We start from the raw sequence: 16,123 nt of genomic DNA, 5'->3' as shown, positions 1-16,123 counted from the left end.
CGGCAGCGAACCCCGTCAGGCGTCTTACATGCGGCGGCGACGGCGTTCCGTTGTGCGCACGGCCTTCTTGCGCGGGCTGGATGCTTTCATCACTTTGGGAGCGTTGTCGCCCGCCAGCAGGCGGCGGATGTTCAGCGCATCCATCAGGCGTGCTGAATTGCCCCCGGCGTTCAGCAGCACCAGGGTTGCTGCGCGGCCGGCTTCCGTGATGCGCATGATCAGGCAGCGGCCCGCTTCTTCGGTATAGCCGGTCTTGGACAGGCCGATATCCCAGCCCTTGGCGCCGACCAGGCGGTTGGTGTTGTGGTACTGCACCATGCGCCCCTTCATATTGATCACTTCCTCGGTATCGGTAGTGATGCGGCGGATCTCGGGATACTGGGCGGCGGCGGCAGCCATTTTCACCAGGTCGGCCGCGTTCGATGTATTGTTAGGCGACAGGCCGGTCGGTTCATCGATCCGGGTGCTGGTCATGCCGAGCTGCTGGATCTTGGCGTGCACCGCGGCAGTAAAGGCGGCCGGGCCGCCGGGGAAGGTGCGGGCCAGCGCGGCCGCGGCGCGGTTATCGGACGACATCAGCGCCAGTTGCAGCACTTCGCCGCGCGACAGGGTGGCGCCGACCGGCACGCGCGAGGTGCTGTGCTTGAGCGTATCGACATCGTCCTTGTCGATGCTGATTTGCTCGTCCATATCAAGCTTGGAGTCGAGCACGACCATTGCGGTCATCAATTTAGTCAGGGAGGCGATCGGAACAACGGCGGTGGCGTTCTTCTCGACCAGCACTTTGCCAGTCTCATCCTCGACGACAAGCACAGATTGCGAGCCCAAAGGCACGGCAAACGCGGCTGCGGAGATCGACACCAGCAGGGCTGCGGTTATTTTCTTGAACATGATGGGTTTGAGGCGTTCGTTCGGGGCGGAATATTGCTGGATTAAGGGCAATATTCTAAATAGGGACGATATCACTATCGGGTTAACTCGTCCAGCAAACGTCAATCATGCGCAACTGAACAATAAAAACCATGGCGTGCGGCACGCGCGGCGGGAATGCTGGTATTGTTATTCGATAATATTTCCTTCTTGAAATTTGCCATGTTGGTAATTGAGAGAATTGCAAAATATCGCTTGCGGGCCTGGGCTGTGGTCGCGCTATTGGCCGCGGCAGCGGCCCTGCTGGCCGGCAGCAGCTACCGCGCCGGGCTGGAACAGGCCAGGCTGGAATTATTGAATATCGACGTGCAGCGCGACGCTATTGCTGCAATGTCATTAACCCTGGACAGTAATTTGATGGGGGCGATTTCCCTGCTCGGATTGATTGAGCCGGATATCAAAAAAGACAGTACCGAGTCAATTCCCGCCAACCAGCCGAAAATATCGGCCTTATTGGAAAACGTGGCCCGCAGCCAGCAAATCCAGGGTTTATTCGTGGTGGGCCGGGACGGCTTCGTCAAATCGTCCTGGGACGATAGCGGAAAACCATCGACCGGCATCGACGTGCGCTTCCGGCCTTATTACAAGGAAGCCATGGCCGGGCGCAACAATATCTACGCCGCCGTCAGCCTGGCGCGCGGCGACCATGCCCTGTATTTCGCCGCCCCGGTCTACGCCGGCATGGCGCGCCGCGGCGATCCGGTGGGCGTGGTGGTGGCGCGCACCGGCATGGACAAGCTGGAGCGCCTGCTGGCGCGCAGCGGCCAGGCCGCCATCCTGCTGTCGCCGCAAGGCGTGGTGTTTGCCAGCAGCCGGCGCGAATGGCGCGGCATGCTGGCCGGCGAGGTGACGCCGGCCCGGGTGGCCGGCATCCGGGCCGTGCGCCAGTTCGGCAAGTTGTTCGAAGAGAAGGAGCCGCGCCCGCTGCCGATCAAGCTGGCGCCGGGCATGGTGCAGGGCGAAGGCCGGCATTTTGCGGTGGCCTCGGCCAGCGTGGACTGGCACGATCCATCCGGCGCCTGGCAGCTGGTGGTGCTGGAAGACCTGGGCCAGAGCGTGCCGCCGGGCAGCGGCCTGCCTGCCGCTGCCATGGCCGCGGCCATGGTGCTCCTGCTCGGCGCGGCCGGCCTGCGCGCCGTGCGCAGCCAGGCGGCGCAGCAGCGCGCCCACCGCGAGCTCGAACGCGTGGCGCAGGAGCAGCAACTGCGCGCCGAACGCAAGATGCAGCTGGCCCAGGTGGCGCTGCAGATGCAGCAGGCAAGCAGCCGCCATGCCCGCCTCACGGCCTTCCTCGACCAATGCCACCTGCTGTTCGGCGCCATGCAGGGCAGCATCTACGCTGCCGTCGCCGATGGCCTGGCGCTGGCCGCCAGCTATGCCTGCACTGCGCCGCCGGCGCGCTTGGCGCTGGGCGAGGGCCTGCTTGGCCAGTGCGCCCTGGAACGCGAAGCGCGCATCGTCGACGCCAGCGGCGCGGGCGCGGCATGGCGCATCCGGTCCGGGCTGGGCGAGGCGCCGCCGGGCGCCTTGCTGCTGGCGCCAGTCCAGCTGCAAGGCCGCCTGCTGGGAGCCGTGGAACTGGCGCTGCTTGCAACCCCGGATGCGGCGGCTTATGAACAATTCCTGTCAGCGCTCGACCTGCTGGCAATCAATATGACTGAGTAGGGAGGAAGCGTGGCCCGCTTACTGACGCGACTTGAAAAACTGGGCCTGACGTGGAAGCTCGCGCTGGGTTTTGGCGGCAGCCTGTTGATCACGCTGGCGTTCGGGCTGCACAACGTCACCACCCAGGCCCGGCTGCATGACGAGATCCTCGGCATCTACAAGAATGACTTGCTGGGCATCTCCGACGCCAAGGATGCGCTGATCCAGTTCGCTCAGCGCGGGCGGGCCTTGCAGCAAGCCTTGCTGGCGCGCGACAGGGCTGGCCGCGAGTATGCAATGTCCATGCTCGAAGAGGCCCAGCGCAAGCAAGACCGCGCGCTGGAGGAACTGCGTCCGCGCATCATCCGCGAAGAGAACCGCAAGAACCTGGCCGAATTCGATACGGCCTACGCCGACTATCACCTGCGCGTGGACGATGCGCTGCGCCTGTTGCGCGCCGGCCAGGTGGAGCAGGCCGTCGCCGTGGTGGCGGATCCGGCGTTCCAGGAACACGCCATCCGCGCCAATAATGCCTTGACGCGCATCGCCGAAATCAAGGAAGACAGCGCGCGCCACCAGATCGAAGAGATGCAGGCTTTGTCGCGCTACGAAAAGCAGCTCACCTATGGCTTGCTGGGCCTGAGCCTGGTGCTGGGCGTGCTTTTCAGCTACCTGGTGGGACGTTCGGTGCGGCTGCCTTCGGACCGCCTGCGCAGCGCCGTGCAGCAGCTGGCCAAGGGCAAGCTGGGTGCCGAAGTGCCGCTGACCGACTTCCCGAACGAGATGGGCAGCCTGGCGCGTTCGATCAAGGTGCTGCAGGAGGAAGCGTGCAAGATGGAGGCGCAGCGCTGGCTCAAGACCCACCTGGCGGCGATCGGCAACGACCTGCAATCGGCGGAAAGCGCGGAAGACCTGGCGACGCGCACGCTGGCGCTGCTGGCGCCGCTGGTGCAGGCTGGCCACGCGGCCTTCTACCGGCATGAGGCGGAAGAGGGCAGCCTGGCGCTGCTGGCCGGCTATGCGATGCGCGGCAGGTCCGCGGCGCAGCAGCGTTTCCTGCTCGGCGAAGGGCTGGTCGGGCAGTGCGCGGCGCAGCGCAAGCCGATCGTCATGCGCCAGGCGCCGGCGGGCTATGTGCGCATCGGCTCCGCGCTGGGCGAGGCCGACCCTGCCAGCATTGCCATCGTGCCGGTGCTGCGCAATGAACGCCTGCTGGGCGTGCTGGAACTGGCAACGCTGGAGCCTTACGGCGACCAGGCCCAGGCGCTGCTCGATGGCGCGCTGCCGGTGATCGCGATGAATATGGAAATCCTGGAGCGCAACGAGCGCACCAGGCTGCTGGAAGAGCGCAGCCGGCTGGTGCTGGGCGCCGTCAGCGACGGCATCGTCGGCCTCGACCTGGCCGGCCGGGTCACCTTCGTCAACCCGGCGGCGCCGGCCTTGCTTGGCTACGAGGAAGGCGAGCTGGTAGGCGCCGAATGGCAACAGGATGGCGAGCTGCTGAAGCGCAAGGACGGCAGCGCCTTCCCGGTGGACTACGCGGACCGGCCCATGTACAAGGATGGCGCGCAGGTCGGCTCGGTGGTGGTGTTTCGCGACATCACCGAACGCAAGCAGCTGGAAGAGCAGATCAAGCGCAGCAACTTCCTCGGCGATATCGCGCTGGAAATGACCGGCTGCGGCTACTGGGTGGTGGACTACAGCGATCCCGAATACTACACGCAGTCCGAACGCGCCGCGCGCCTGCTGGGCGAACCGCCGCGGCCCGGCGGCCGCTACCACCTGCAGGACGAATGGTTTGCGCGCGTGGTGGAAGCCGATCCCGAAGGGGCGCTGCGCGTGGCGGCCCGGGTGCAGGGCGCCCTCGACGGCAGCTACGACAAGTTCGACGCGGTGTATGCCTACAAGCGCCCGCTCGACGGCCGGGTGATCTGGCTGCACGCCGTCGGCACCGTGGTGCGCGACGAGCAGGACGGCACGCCGCGCTTCATGTATGGCGTCTACCAGGACATCACTGCGCAAAAAGCCGCCGAGGACGAGCTGCGCGTGGCCAAGGAGCAGGCGCAGGCCGCCACCCGTGCCAAGAGCGATTTCCTGGCCAATATGAGCCACGAAATCCGCACCCCGATGAACGCCATCATCGGCATGTCGCACCTGGCGCTGCAGACCAAGCTCGATAAGCGCCAGCGCAACTACGTCGAGAAGGTGCAGCGCGCCGGCGAGAACCTGCTGGGCATCATCAACGACATCCTCGACTTCTCGAAGATCGAGGCCGGCAAGATGACGGTGGAACAGGTTGAATTCGACCTCGATGACGTGCTGGACAACCTGGCCAACCTGATCGGCTTCAAGGCCGAGGACAAGGGCCTTGAACTGCTGTTCCAGGTAGCGCCGGAATTGCCGACCGGCCTGGTGGGCGATCCGCTGCGCATCGGCCAGGTGCTGGTCAACCTGGCCAATAATGCCGTCAAGTTCACCGAGCAGGGCGAGGTGGTGGTCGGCATCGAACAGTCGGCGCAGGACGCGGCGGGCGTTGAACTGCACTTCTGGGTGCGCGACTCCGGCATCGGCATGAGCGAGGCGCAGAGCGCCAAGCTGTTCCAGTCCTTCAGCCAGGCCGATGCCTCCACCACGCGCAAATACGGTGGCACCGGCCTGGGCCTGGTGATCTGCAAGAACCTGCTGGAGCTGATGGGCGGGCGCATCTGGGTCGAAAGCGCGCAAGGCATGGGCTCCACCTTCCACTTCACCGCACGCTTCGGATTGCAGGCCAACCCGAAGCCGCGCCGCATGTTCCGGGCCGACGAATTGCTCGGCGTGCGGGTCCTGGTGGTGGACGACAATGCGTCGGCGCGCGAAATCCTGTCCACGGTCGCACGCTCCTTCGGGCTGGAAGTGGACGTGGCGCTGGGCGGGCAGCAGGCGCTGGACATGGCTGCGCGTGCCGGGCAGAAGGCCATGCCGTACGACCTGATCCTGATGGACTGGAAGATGCCGTCCATGGACGGGGTGGAAACGGTGCGGCGCCTGCAATCGGGGGACGCCGGCCGGCTGCCGGCGGTGATCATGGTGACCGCCTACGGCCGCGAGGAAGCCTTGACCAGCGCGGAGGAGCGCCGGGTCCGGCTCAAGTCCGTGCTGACCAAGCCGGTAACGCCGTCTGCCCTGCTGGAAGCGGTGGGCGAGGCCCTGGGCAAGGGCGTGCTGGCCGAGGGGCGGCGTGCGGCCGAGCGCGACATGCACCAGGTCGACGTCATGGCGCGCCTGTCAGGCACGCGCGTGCTGCTGGTCGAAGACAACGAGATGAACCAGGAGCTGGCGATCGACCTGCTGGGCAAGGCCGGCATCGAAGCGGTGCTGGCGCGCCATGGGCAGGAAGCGCTGGACATCCTGGCACAGGACACGCGCTTTGACGGCGTGCTGATGGACTGCCAGATGCCCGTGATGGATGGCTTCCAGGCCTCGCGCGCGATCCGCGCCAATCCAGCCCTGGACAAATTGCCGATTATCGCGATGACGGCCAACGCCATGGCCGGGGACCGCGAGAAGGTGCTGGCCAGCGGCATGCAGGACCATATCGCCAAGCCGGTCAACGTGGCCGAAATGTACGCCACGCTGGCGCGCTGGCTGCGGCCGGCACCGGGCGAGGGCCAGGCCGGCATGCTGCCTGCCGCGTCCAATGCGCACGCCGCCTCCGTCGATGCCGCCGGCGGCAAGCCAGCGCCGCTGCCGGCGCTGCCGATGGTCGACGTCCGGGCCGGACTCGCGACCTCCATGGGCGACGAAAAGCTATACCGCCGCCTGCTGGTGAAGTTCCGCGACGGCCAGCAGGACTTCGCCGCCATGTTCGTGCACGCGCTCATGGGCGGCGATGCGACTGCGCCGGAGCGGCTGGCGCATACCTTGAAGGGCGTGGCCGGCAATATCGGTGCGCGCAGCGTGCAGGAGGCTGCGCAGGCGCTGGAGCAGGCGTGCCAGAACGGGGCCGCGCGCGAGGACCTGGAACGCCTGCTGGCAATGGTGCTGGTGGAGCTCGATCCGCTGCTGGCAGCGCTGCGCGCGCTCGACGCAGAAATGCGCGGCGGCGCCGTGCACCCTGCGCTGGTGCCTGCCATGCCGGCCGCCGCACCGCCGCTTGGCCGCCTGCGCCACCTGCTGGCGGACAGCGACTCGGAAGCGGCCGAGCTGTGGGAGGCGGAGCTGGCGCAATTCAAGGCGGCCTTGCCCGATCACTGGCGACGAATTGAAAACGGAATTGGTAACCTGGACCTGGAAGCCGCGCTGGCGGCGCTGGACGAAGCAATGGTAAGCCTGGAGGAAAAGTGAGATGGAACTGGAACTGATCGCAAGGAAAACCGTGCTGCTGGTCGACGACTCGCCCGACAACCTGGTGCTGATGAACGACCTGCTGAAAGACCTGTACAAGGTGAAGGTCGCCAACAGCGGCGAGAAAGCCCTGCGCATCGCCACCACCGGCCAGCCGCCGGACGTGGTGCTGCTCGACGTGATGATGCCCGAGATGGACGGCTATGAGGTATGCCGCCGCCTGAAAGCCAATCCGGCCACCCGCGACATCCCCATCATCTTCCTGACCGCGAAGTCGGAGGTGGAGGACGAACAGCTTGGCCTGGACCTGGGCGCGGTCGACTACATCACTAAGCCAATCAGCCCGGCGATCACGCTGGCCCGGGTGCGCAACCACCTGATGCTGAAGGAGCATGCCGACTTCCTGCGCGACCAGAACGAATTCCTGGAACAGGAGGTGCGCGAACGTACGCGCGAAGTGGTGGCAATCCAGGACGTCACCATCCTCGCCATGGCATCGATGGCCGAAACCCGCGATTCCGAAACCGGCAACCATATCCGCCGCACACAGTTCTACGTCAAGGCGCTGGCTGAACGCCTGAAAGGCCATCCTCGCTTCAGTGCGGTGCTCACCGACAGCTACATCAACCTGCTGTTCAAATCCGCCCCGCTGCACGATATCGGCAAGGTCGGCATCCCCGACCGCATCCTGCTCAAGCCCGGCAGGTTCGAGCCGCACGAATTCGAAATCATGAAGACCCACACCACGCTGGGCCGCGCCGCCATCGAGCACGCGGAACGCTCGCTGGGCACGCCGATGGCGTTCCTGTCGATCGCCAAGGAGATCGCTCATTCGCACCAGGAAAAATGGGATGGTTCAGGCTATCCGGAAGGGCTGGCCGGCGAAGCGATCCCGGTTTCGGCGCGGCTGATGGCCGTGGCGGATGTGTACGACGCCCTGATCAGCCGCCGCGTCTACAAGGACGGCATGCCGCATGAGCAGGCGGTACAGATCATCACCGAGGGCAAGGGAAAACACTTTGATCCCGACATTGTTGATGCATTCATCGGGTTGCAGGAGGAGTTCCGCGCCATCGCGGCGCGGTTCCATGATACCGACCATGACATGGCCGAGAAGAAGGCGCAGATTGAGCGCCTGACGAAAGCGTAAGGCTTACTTCGAGCTGTAGATCTTGTCGAACTCGCCGCCGTCGTCGAAGTGCTTCTTCTGGGCTGCGCGCCAGCCGCCGAATACTTCATCCACGGTGAACAGCGAGATCGGCTTGAAGTTGGCCGCATACTTCTTGAACACGGCGTCCGAGCGCGGGCGCAGGTAGTGCTTGGCGATGATCTCCTGGCCGCCTTCCGAGTACAGGAAATTCAGGTAGGCAGTGGCCTCCTTGCGGATGCCTTTCTTGTCCACCACCTTGTCCACCACGGCCACCGGCGACTCCGCCAGGATCGAGGACGATGGATATACCACTTCGAAGTCGTCGCCGAATTCGGCGCGCACCAGGTTCACTTCGTTTTCAAAGGTCACCAGCACGTCGCCGATCTTGCGCTGGGTGAAGGTAGTGGTGGCTGCGCGGCCGCCAGCATCCAGCACCGGCACGTTCTTGAAGATCTTGCCGACCAGTTCACGGGCATGCGCTTCATTGCCGCCTTTCTTCAGCACCGAACCCCAGGCCGCCAGATAAGTGTAGCGGCCATTGCCCGCGGTTTTGGGATTCGGGATCACGACGGCCACGCCCGGCTTGGCCAGGTCGGCCCAGTCCTTGATTGCCTTTGGATTGCCCTTGCGCACCAGGTAGACCATGGTGGAGTAGGCCGGCGCCGCATTGTTCGGGAATTTTTTGGCCCAGTCCTGTACCACCAGGCCGCGGTCGGCCAGCATGTCGATGTCGTTGGCCTGGTTCATCGTCACCACCGACGCTTCCAGGCCATCGGCCACGGCGCGCGCCTGCTTGGAAGAGCCGCCGTGCGACTGCTTGACGGTGACGTCGACGCCCGTGCTCTTCTTGTACGCGGCCGCGAAAGCCGGGTTGATGTCCTTATACAGTTCACGTGCCACGTCATAGGACACGTTCAGCAGGGTCACTTCGGCGGCCGATGCGCCCGAAGCAAAACCGAAGGTCGCCGCGGCCAGTGCGGTGCTGAGTGCAAATGCGAATTTGTTATAAGTCATGGCAATCTCTATTGTGAAAACAGATATGCATGGTCTAGAATCTCGCGCCGAAAGGAAACTACTTATTCGTTATAAGCTTAGTCTCGGCCCCGGATAAGCTTGCGTGCACGCGGCCTCATACGGGGTTTTTGCCGCTGGTGTATATTCCGGTTATTGAATACCTGTGAGCACGCATGAGTTTTGAAATTCGCCGCGCGGAAGCGAAAGACGCCACGGCTGCCTGTGAGGTGCTGCGACGCTCAATCGCCGAATGTTGTGTGCTTGACCATAAAAACGATCCCGCCATTCTTGGCGCATGGCTTGGCAACAAGACGCCGGAAACGGTCGCGTCCTGGTTTGCTTCGCCCACCAACTATTCGCTGGTGGCGGTCGAGCAGGGCGCCGTGGTCGGCGTCGCCTTGCTGACCGCGGCCGGCAAGCTGGCCCTGTGCTATCTGCTGCCCGAAGTGCGCCAGCGCGGCGCAGGCAAGGCCCTGCTGGCCTGCGTCGAACAGCAAGCCTGCAGCTGGGGCGTCAAAGCCTTGCAACTCCACAGCACTGCAACCGGCGAGGAATTCTTTGCCCGCCAGGGCTATCTGCGTGCCGGCAATGTGCGCTCGCCTTACGGTGTCGACACGGTCTTCTTCTGGAAGCAGCTTGATGGCACCGTGTGCGATGCCAGCAAGCCGAAGCGCTTCTGCGGCTGCAACTAGGGTTCAGGCGTAATAGTCGAGACCTTGTTCATGGCGCCGGAATAGTTCGACCAGCATGTCACGTTCCGACTCGTTCCTTGCCCAGTCAGGCCGCAGCTGGAAGTGCGGCTGGTCGACGATCGTGGTCCATTTTCCGCCCCATTCAAGCCCCAGGTCCTGCCCGAGGCCGCCGACCACCTTGTACTTGGGCGAAGTGGGGAGGTATTTGGTGCCATCGAAGACCCCCACATCGAATGCAATGCCATAGTTGTGGTTTGACTGGCCGCCCTTGGCGTTGGTCACCTTCTTGCCCGGCGTCGTGCGGCCCTGGGCGTACAGCTTGTCCTGCTCCGCAAATGAGCGCAGGCCGCTGATTACCTTGATGTCGATGCCGATCGAAGCGGCCTTGTTGACCAGGGCCCTGGCATATGACCTGGCTGTCGGGTGCAAGGTGAGGATGACGGCCTCACTTCGTGCGTCGACATTTCCGGACAGTTCCGCCGGCACTTCCTCGCCGACGATCTTCGAATAGATGGCGGCCCAGGTGATGGGGCCGGGGCGTCCATCGGCTTCAATGCCCAGCTTGCGCTGGACTGCGCGTATCACCATTTCAGTATCCATGGCCGAATCCTCCGCAGCGTTGCCTTGTAAGATTCGTCCTATGATCTGCCGGAAAATGCCTCAAAAGTCTCGCAAATACTCACCTGTTGCCAAATTGAAGCAACTTGTCTCGCGCAATTCGTGATAGCGTTACCAAACTGGGCCGCTAATGGAGGGATGTGCGTGAAAGTGTTGATAACGGCAGTTTTTGCTTTGGCTTCCAGCTGCGTGCAAGCGGCGCAATTCACCGTGCTGGTGTTTTCGAAAACGGCCGGCTGGCATCATGACTCGATCCCGGCAGGTGTCGCGGCGATCCAGGAGCTGGGCAAGCTGCATGATTTCAATGTGTTCTGGACCGAAGACGCCAATCGCGTATTCAGTGACCAGGAACTGGCGAAATACCAGGCCGTAGTCTTCCTGCAGACGACCGGAGACATACTTGACTCGAAACAGAAGGGGGCGTTCGAGCGCTACATCCGTTCCGGCAGAGGTTATGTTGGTGTGCACAGTGCGTCGGACACGGAGTACGGCTGGCCGTGGTACACCAGGCTGGTGGGGCATATGTTCGACCACCATCCAGCGATCCAGACCGCCATCCTGAAAGTGGAGAACCGCAGCTTCCCGGGCATGGAGCGTTTCGCCGCGCGCAACCTGGTGACGGAAGAATGGTACGCGTTCAAGCCCGCCACCAGCAAAGTCAGCTATCTGCTGTCGGTCGATGAGACGACTTACAAGGCGGGACCCCAAGGCATGGGCGCATTTCATCCGGTCAGCTGGTACCAGGACTACGATGGCGGCCGCGCGTTCTACACTGCGCTTGGCCATCTTCCCGCGACCTACGGCGACCCGGTCTTTCGCCACCACCTGTACGGCGGTATTTACTGGGCCGCCACAGGCAATGGCCTTGAACCGCGATGATCAGCCGCCTTGCGCCTTGGCTGCTGCGGCCTTGGCGCGCAGCGTGGTGACGTTGTCGTAACCGATGCCCCAGTTATCGGTTTCCACTTCATCGATGATGACGAAGGTGGTTGCCGGGTTCTTGTTCAGTACGCGCTGCAGCAGTTCGGTCGCGCCCTTGATCAATTCCAGTTTCTGTTCGGCGGTGACGCCTTCCTTGGTGATGCGGAAATTTACGTACGGCATAGAGAAGCTCCTTTGGTTGAAATGGGGTGTTTGATGCAATACCAGGCCAGCAGCGCGCCGAGCAGCAGCAAGATGGTGGAAACGGACAGTGCGAATTTGATATCCTGGATGGCGCCGAAGATCGCGACGCCCATGGCGCCGCCCACCTGGCGCGCCGTATTCAGCACCGCCGACGCGGTGCCGGCCTGGCCGCGATCGATGGCGGCCAGGATCGAGGTGGTCATGGCCGGCACCGCGAGGCCCATGCCGGCCGGGATCAGCACCAGTCCTGGCAGCATTTCCAGGAATGTGGCGTCGTGTGCGACACCGAAGACGCCCAACAGAGCATAGCCCGCGGCGCCGACCAGCCCGCCGACGATCATCGGCAAGCGCGACCCCGCACGCGCCTGCAACCGGCCGCTGGCGATATTGGAGAAAATGAAGGTGCCGGTCAGCGGCAGGAAAACCAGCCCCGCATGCATCACTGAGAAGCCGCGCACTTTCTGCAAATGGAAGCTGAGTACGAAGATCACACCGTAATAGGCAAAGTTGACCAGGACGCCAAATAGTACCGCGCCTGAAAAACCGATGTCCCGGAACAGGCCAAGCGGCAGCATGGGCGCCGCGCTGCGCTGCTGGCTGCGAATGAACAAGGCCGCCGACACCAGGGCCGCCAGCAGCGCGCCCTGCACGAGGTGGCTGGAGGCGCCCAGCGTATTGAATTCGATCACCGCGCCGATAAACGCCGTCAGCGCAACGATGGCGAGTACCTGGCCGCTGATGTCGAATGAGCGCGCCGGATCCTTGCCGCGCAGGGCAGGGACCACGCGCAGCGTGAGCCAGAAACCCAGCACGCAAATCGGGATATTGACCCAAAAAATGCTGCGCCAGCCGGCAACACTCATCAACAAGCCGCCCAGCACCGGACCGGCTGCAATCGATACGCCGCCGGCAGCCGTCCACCAGGCGATGGCCTTGGCCAGTTGGGCGCGGTCGTGAGCGTAAGCCGTGTTCAGGATCGACAGCGAGCTAGGCACCAGCAGCGCGGCGCCGACGCCTTGCACGGCACGCGCCAGGTTCAATGCCAGCGCACCCGGCGCCATCGCACAAGCCAGCGAAGCGAGTGTAAACAGGGCAAAGCCCGACAGGAACACGCGGCGTGCGCCGAAACGGTCGCCCAGCACGCCCGCCGACAACAGGAAGACGGCAAAGCCCAAGGTATAAGCGTCGACCACCCACTGCAATGCGCTGACGCTGGCGCCCAGCTCTCGGCCGATTTCCGGCAAGGCCACGTTGACGATGGTGACGTCGAGCTGGACGATGATGAAGGCAAAGCTGGCGGCCAGCAGGACGGCGGGGGATGGCTTGTGCATGGTGAAGCTCCTTTGGATAGCTTGAACTATAAATGTCTTCACGCATCAATAAAAATGAATAATAATGAATTCATCTATCTCAATTGGAGAATGAAATGGAACTCTCCTCGCTGAGGATATTCAAGACCGTGGCCGAAGAAGGCAGCGTGACCCAGGCCGCAGCGCGGCTGCACCGGGTGCAATCGAACGTCTCGGCGCGCCTGAACCAGCTCGAGGAATCGCTGGGCGTGACCCTGTTCAACCGTTCGGGGCGGCGCATGCTGATCACCGCGGAGGGCACGCGCCTGCTGGAATACGCCGACCGCCTGCTGCGGCTGGCGGACGAAGCGCAGATGTCGGTGCGCGGCGAGAACGAGCCGTCGGGACAGCTACGTATCGGCTCGATGGAAACCACCGCCGCCGCGCGCCTGCCGCGCGTGCTGGGCGCATTCCACCGCAAGCATCCGCAAGTGGACCTGCTGCTCGATACCGGCCCGACCGACTACCAGATACAGCAGGTACTGAATCACAAGGTCGATCTCGCGCTGGTCTCCGGCCCGGTCGAGCGCCCGGAACTGGAACAGCAGCCTGTATTTGTAGAAGAACTGGTGCTGTTGACCGACGCGCTGCACGGCCCAGTCACCGGACCGGCTGACGTGGCGCGCCGTACGCTGCTGGGTTTTCGCAGCGGCTGCTCCTACCGGCGCCGCCTGGAATGGTGGTTTGCCGACGCCGGTGTCGCCCACACGCGGATCGCCGAATTCGGTACCTTCGAAGCCATCATCGGCTGTGTTGCCGCCGGCATGGGCGTCGCCATGATGCCGCGTGAAGTCCTGAGGCAGCGCGGCCTGGGCCGCACCGTGCAATGCCACACCTTGCCGCCGGAAGTGGCCGAAGTGGAGACGGTCATGGTATGGCGCCGCGACATCCCCCACCACGCCGCCCGCGACGCCTTCATCGCCAGCTTCCGCCAATAGTAAAAAGAAAGTCGGGGTCAGGTCTGGCAATCCGCCACTTTGTGGCGGATTGCCAGACCTGACCCCGACTTTTATAGACGGAGCTAGGGCAGGGGCCGGGTTACAGGGCGGCCAGTGCTGCGTTGAAGGTTGCGCTTGGGCGCATCACGGCGGAGGTCTTGGCTGCATCCGGCTTGTAGTAGCCGCCGATGTCCATGGCGCCGCCTTGCACGGAGTTCAGCTCTTCGACGATTTTTGCTTCGTTCTCTGCCAGCGACTTGGCCAGCGGTGCGAACTTGGCTTTCAGCTCGGCGTCGTCGTTCTGCGCTGCCAGGGCCTGGGCCCAGTACATCGACAGGTAGAAGTGGCTGCCGCGGTTGTCCAGCTCGCCGGTGCGTGGCGATGGCGACTTGTTCTTGTCCAGCAGTTTGCCGGTGGCTTCGTCCAGGGTCTTGGCCAGGATCTTGGCTTTGGCGTTGCCGGTCTTGATGCCCAGCTCTTCCAGCGAGACGGCCAGCGCCAGGAACTCGCCCAGCGAATCCCAGCGCAGGTGGTTTTCTTCCACCAGCTGCTTGACGTGCTTCGGTGCGGAGCCGCCGGCGCCGGTTTCGTACATGCCGCCGCCTGCCATCAGTGGAACGATGGACAGCATCTTGGCCGAGGTGCCCAGTTCCAGGATCGGGAACAGGTCGGTCAGGTAGTCGCGCAGGATGTTGCCGGTCACCGAGATGGTGTCCAGGCCGCGCGATACGCGCTCCAGGGTGTAGCGCATGGCGCGGGTCTGCGACATGATCTGGATGTCCAGGCCGGTGGTGTCGTGGTCTTTCAGGTAGGTCTCGACCTTCTTGATCACTTCGGCTTCGTGCGGACGGTAGGTGTCCAGCCAGAACACGGCAGGCATGCCGGAGTTGCGGGCGCGGGTGACCGCCAGCTTGACCCAGTCACGGATCGGAGCGTCCTTCACCTGGCACATGCGCCAGATGTCGCCTTCTTCCACGTTCTGGGTCAGCAGCACTTCGCCGGTGGCCAGGTCGGTGATGTTGGCGATGCCGCCTTCCGGTACTTCGAAGGTCTTGTCGTGCGAGCCGTATTCTTCGGCTTGCTGCGCCATCAGGCCCACGTTCGGCACGGTGCCCATGGTTTTCGGATCGAAGTTGCCATGCCATTTGCAGAAGTTGATCATCTCCTGGTAAATGCGGGCGAAGGTCGATTCAGGCATGACCGCCTTGACGTCGGCGGTGCGGCCGTCGGCGCCCCACATCTTGCCGCCGATGCGGATCATGGCCGGCATCGATGCGTCGACGATCACGTCATTTGGCGAGTGGAAGTTGGTGATGCCCTTGGCCGAATCGACCATGGCCAGCTTCGGACGGTTTTCCAGGCAGGCGTGCAGGTCTTTCAGGATCTCGTCCTTCTGCGATGCTGGCAGCTTTTCGATCTTCTCGTACAGGTTGACCATGCCGTTGTTCACGTTCACGCCCAGCTCTTCGAACAGCTTGGCGTGCTTCTCGAACGCCTGCTTGTAAAAGATGCGCACGCAGTGGCCGAACACGATCGGGTGCGATACCTTCATCATGGTCGCTTTCACATGCAGCGAGAACATCACGCCGGTCTTGTAGGCGTCGTCGATTTCGCGCTCGTAGAATTCCAGCAGGGCTTTCTTCGACATGAACATGGAGTCGATGATCTCGCCAGCCTGCAGGGCGACCTTCGGTTTCAGCACGATGGTCTTGCCGGACTTGGTGATCAGTTCCATCTTCACTTCACGGGCCTTGTCCAGGGTCATGGACTTTTCGCCGTGGTAGAAGTCGCCGCCGTGCATGTGCGATACGTGGGTGCGCGAAGCCTGGCTCCATTCGCCCATCGAGTGCGGGTTCTTGCGTGCGTATTCTTTCACTGCCTTTGGCGCGCGGCGGTCGGAGTTACCTTCGCGCAGGACCGGGTTCACGGCGGAGCCGATGCACTTGCCGTAGCGGGCTTTCAGTGCTTTCTCTTCTTCGGTCTTGGCGTCTTCCGGGTAGTCCGGCAGCTTGTAGCCGGCGGCCTGCAGTTCGCGGATGCAGGCGACCAGCTGGGAAACCGATGCCGAAATATTAGGCAGCTTGATGATGTTGGTGTCCGGGTTCTGGGTCAGGGCGCCCAGTTCGGCCAGGTTGTCCGGCACTTTCTGTTCGTCGCTCAGGCATTCCGGGAAGGCTGCCAGCACGCGGGCGGCGACCGAAATGTCGCTGGTGACGACGTCGACGCCGGCTGGGGCTGCGAATTTCTGCACGATTGGCAGCAGGGAATAAGTCGCCAGCAGTGGCGCCTCGTCGGTAAGGGTGTAGATGATTTTAGACTTTTGAGACATGTTTATTC

General features: G+C 63.4%; 12 protein-coding genes. 6 read left to right on the top strand and 6 right to left on the bottom strand.

The window, feature by feature from the left end; translation table 11 throughout:
- Positions 1 to 24: 24 nt before the first annotated feature.
- Positions 25 to 891: a serine hydrolase gene (locus ACN9MW_RS19300; protein WP_426162104.1), complete on the bottom strand. Its 867-nt coding sequence runs from the start codon at positions 889 to 891 to the stop codon at positions 25 to 27.
- 201 nt (positions 892 to 1,092) lie between these two features.
- On the opposite strand from ACN9MW_RS19300, the gene ACN9MW_RS19295 reads away from it, so the two are divergent.
- The 3 genes from ACN9MW_RS19295 to ACN9MW_RS19285 are packed head-to-tail and all read left to right on the top strand — an operon-like array spanning position 1,093 to position 8,050.
- Positions 1,093 to 2,595: a cache domain-containing protein gene (locus tag ACN9MW_RS19295; RefSeq protein ID WP_426162103.1), complete on the top strand. Its 1,503-nt coding sequence runs from the start codon at positions 1,093 to 1,095 to the stop codon at positions 2,593 to 2,595.
- 9 nt (positions 2,596 to 2,604) lie between these two features.
- Positions 2,605 to 6,900, top strand: a complete 4,296-nt coding sequence (locus tag ACN9MW_RS19290; RefSeq protein WP_426162101.1) for a response regulator — start codon at positions 2,605 to 2,607, stop codon at positions 6,898 to 6,900.
- Between the two features lies 1 nt (position 6,901).
- Positions 6,902 to 8,050, top strand: coding sequence for a response regulator (locus ACN9MW_RS19285; RefSeq protein ID WP_426162099.1), 1,149 nt, complete (start codon positions 6,902 to 6,904; stop codon positions 8,048 to 8,050).
- Positions 8,051 to 8,053: 3 nt separating this feature from the next.
- Here ACN9MW_RS19285 and ACN9MW_RS19280 read toward each other — a convergent pair whose 3' ends face one another.
- On the bottom strand, positions 8,054 to 9,064 hold the full coding sequence (locus ACN9MW_RS19280) for a sulfate ABC transporter substrate-binding protein (protein ID WP_426162097.1): 1,011 nt from the start codon (positions 9,062 to 9,064) through the stop codon (positions 8,054 to 8,056).
- A gap of 173 nt (positions 9,065 to 9,237) precedes the next feature.
- Between ACN9MW_RS19280 and ACN9MW_RS19275 the strand changes: the two genes are divergently transcribed.
- Positions 9,238 to 9,756, top strand: coding sequence for a GNAT family N-acetyltransferase (locus ACN9MW_RS19275; protein WP_426162095.1), 519 nt, complete (start codon positions 9,238 to 9,240; stop codon positions 9,754 to 9,756).
- Positions 9,757 to 9,759: 3 nt separating this feature from the next.
- Here the strand turns inward: ACN9MW_RS19275 and ACN9MW_RS19270 are convergent, their stop codons facing one another.
- On the bottom strand, positions 9,760 to 10,356 hold the full coding sequence (locus ACN9MW_RS19270; protein ID WP_426162094.1) for a M15 family metallopeptidase: 597 nt from the start codon (positions 10,354 to 10,356) through the stop codon (positions 9,760 to 9,762).
- Between the two features lie 162 nt (positions 10,357 to 10,518).
- Here ACN9MW_RS19270 and ACN9MW_RS19265 point away from each other — a divergent pair, with 162 nt between their 5' ends.
- Positions 10,519 to 11,253 carry a ThuA domain-containing protein gene (locus tag ACN9MW_RS19265; protein WP_426162093.1) on the top strand — a complete coding sequence of 245 codons (735 nt, stop codon included), beginning with the start codon at positions 10,519 to 10,521 and terminating at the stop codon, positions 11,251 to 11,253.
- Here the strand turns inward: ACN9MW_RS19265 and ACN9MW_RS19260 are convergent, their stop codons facing one another.
- Positions 11,254 to 11,478: a 2-hydroxymuconate tautomerase family protein gene (locus tag ACN9MW_RS19260; RefSeq protein ID WP_426162092.1), complete on the bottom strand. Its 225-nt coding sequence runs from the start codon at positions 11,476 to 11,478 to the stop codon at positions 11,254 to 11,256.
- Positions 11,466 to 12,830 (bottom strand): MFS transporter, encoded by a 1,365-nt coding sequence (locus ACN9MW_RS19255; RefSeq protein ID WP_426162090.1) that lies wholly within the window; start codon positions 12,828 to 12,830, stop codon positions 11,466 to 11,468. Before ACN9MW_RS19255 ends, ACN9MW_RS19260 begins: the two co-directional genes overlap by 13 nt.
- Positions 12,831 to 12,925: 95 nt before the next feature.
- Here ACN9MW_RS19255 and ACN9MW_RS19250 point away from each other — a divergent pair, with 95 nt between their 5' ends.
- Complete coding sequence (locus ACN9MW_RS19250; RefSeq protein ID WP_426162088.1) at positions 12,926 to 13,786, top strand: LysR substrate-binding domain-containing protein; 861 nt, start codon at positions 12,926 to 12,928, stop codon at positions 13,784 to 13,786.
- A 100-nt stretch (positions 13,787 to 13,886) separates the two neighbouring features.
- Here ACN9MW_RS19250 and ACN9MW_RS19245 read toward each other — a convergent pair whose 3' ends face one another.
- Positions 13,887 to 16,115 carry an NADP-dependent isocitrate dehydrogenase gene (locus ACN9MW_RS19245; RefSeq protein ID WP_426162087.1) on the bottom strand — a complete coding sequence of 743 codons (2,229 nt, stop codon included), beginning with the start codon at positions 16,113 to 16,115 and terminating at the stop codon, positions 13,887 to 13,889.
- Between the last annotated feature and the right edge of the window lie 8 nt (positions 16,116 to 16,123).

The organism is Pseudoduganella sp. R-34 (genome assembly GCF_049904655.1).
In the GTDB taxonomy this organism is placed as follows: domain Bacteria; phylum Pseudomonadota; class Gammaproteobacteria; order Burkholderiales; family Burkholderiaceae_D; genus Rugamonas.
This window is presented reverse-complemented; position numbering and strand designations above follow the sequence as displayed.

What these genes read in the sequence shown, in the direction of transcription:
- ACN9MW_RS19300 (WP_426162104.1), bottom strand. Translation starts at nt 891, where the DNA reads ATGTTCAAGAAAATAACCGCAGCCCTGCTGGTGTCGATCTCCGCAGCC.
- ACN9MW_RS19295 (WP_426162103.1), top strand. Translation starts at nt 1,093, where the DNA reads ATGTTGGTAATTGAGAGAATTGCAAAATATCGCTTGCGGGCCTGGGCT.
- ACN9MW_RS19285 (WP_426162099.1), top strand. Translation starts at nt 6,902, where the DNA reads ATGGAACTGGAACTGATCGCAAGGAAAACCGTGCTGCTGGTCGACGAC.
- ACN9MW_RS19280 (WP_426162097.1), bottom strand. Translation starts at nt 9,064, where the DNA reads ATGACTTATAACAAATTCGCATTTGCACTCAGCACCGCACTGGCCGCG.
- ACN9MW_RS19275 (WP_426162095.1), top strand. Translation starts at nt 9,238, where the DNA reads ATGAGTTTTGAAATTCGCCGCGCGGAAGCGAAAGACGCCACGGCTGCC.
- ACN9MW_RS19270 (WP_426162094.1), bottom strand. Translation starts at nt 10,356, where the DNA reads ATGGATACTGAAATGGTGATACGCGCAGTCCAGCGCAAGCTGGGCATT.
- ACN9MW_RS19260 (WP_426162092.1), bottom strand. Translation starts at nt 11,478, where the DNA reads ATGCCGTACGTAAATTTCCGCATCACCAAGGAAGGCGTCACCGCCGAA.
- ACN9MW_RS19255 (WP_426162090.1), bottom strand. Translation starts at nt 12,830, where the DNA reads ATGCACAAGCCATCCCCCGCCGTCCTGCTGGCCGCCAGCTTTGCCTTC.
- ACN9MW_RS19250 (WP_426162088.1), top strand. Translation starts at nt 12,926, where the DNA reads ATGGAACTCTCCTCGCTGAGGATATTCAAGACCGTGGCCGAAGAAGGC.
- ACN9MW_RS19245 (WP_426162087.1), bottom strand. Translation starts at nt 16,115, where the DNA reads ATGTCTCAAAAGTCTAAAATCATCTACACCCTTACCGACGAGGCGCCA.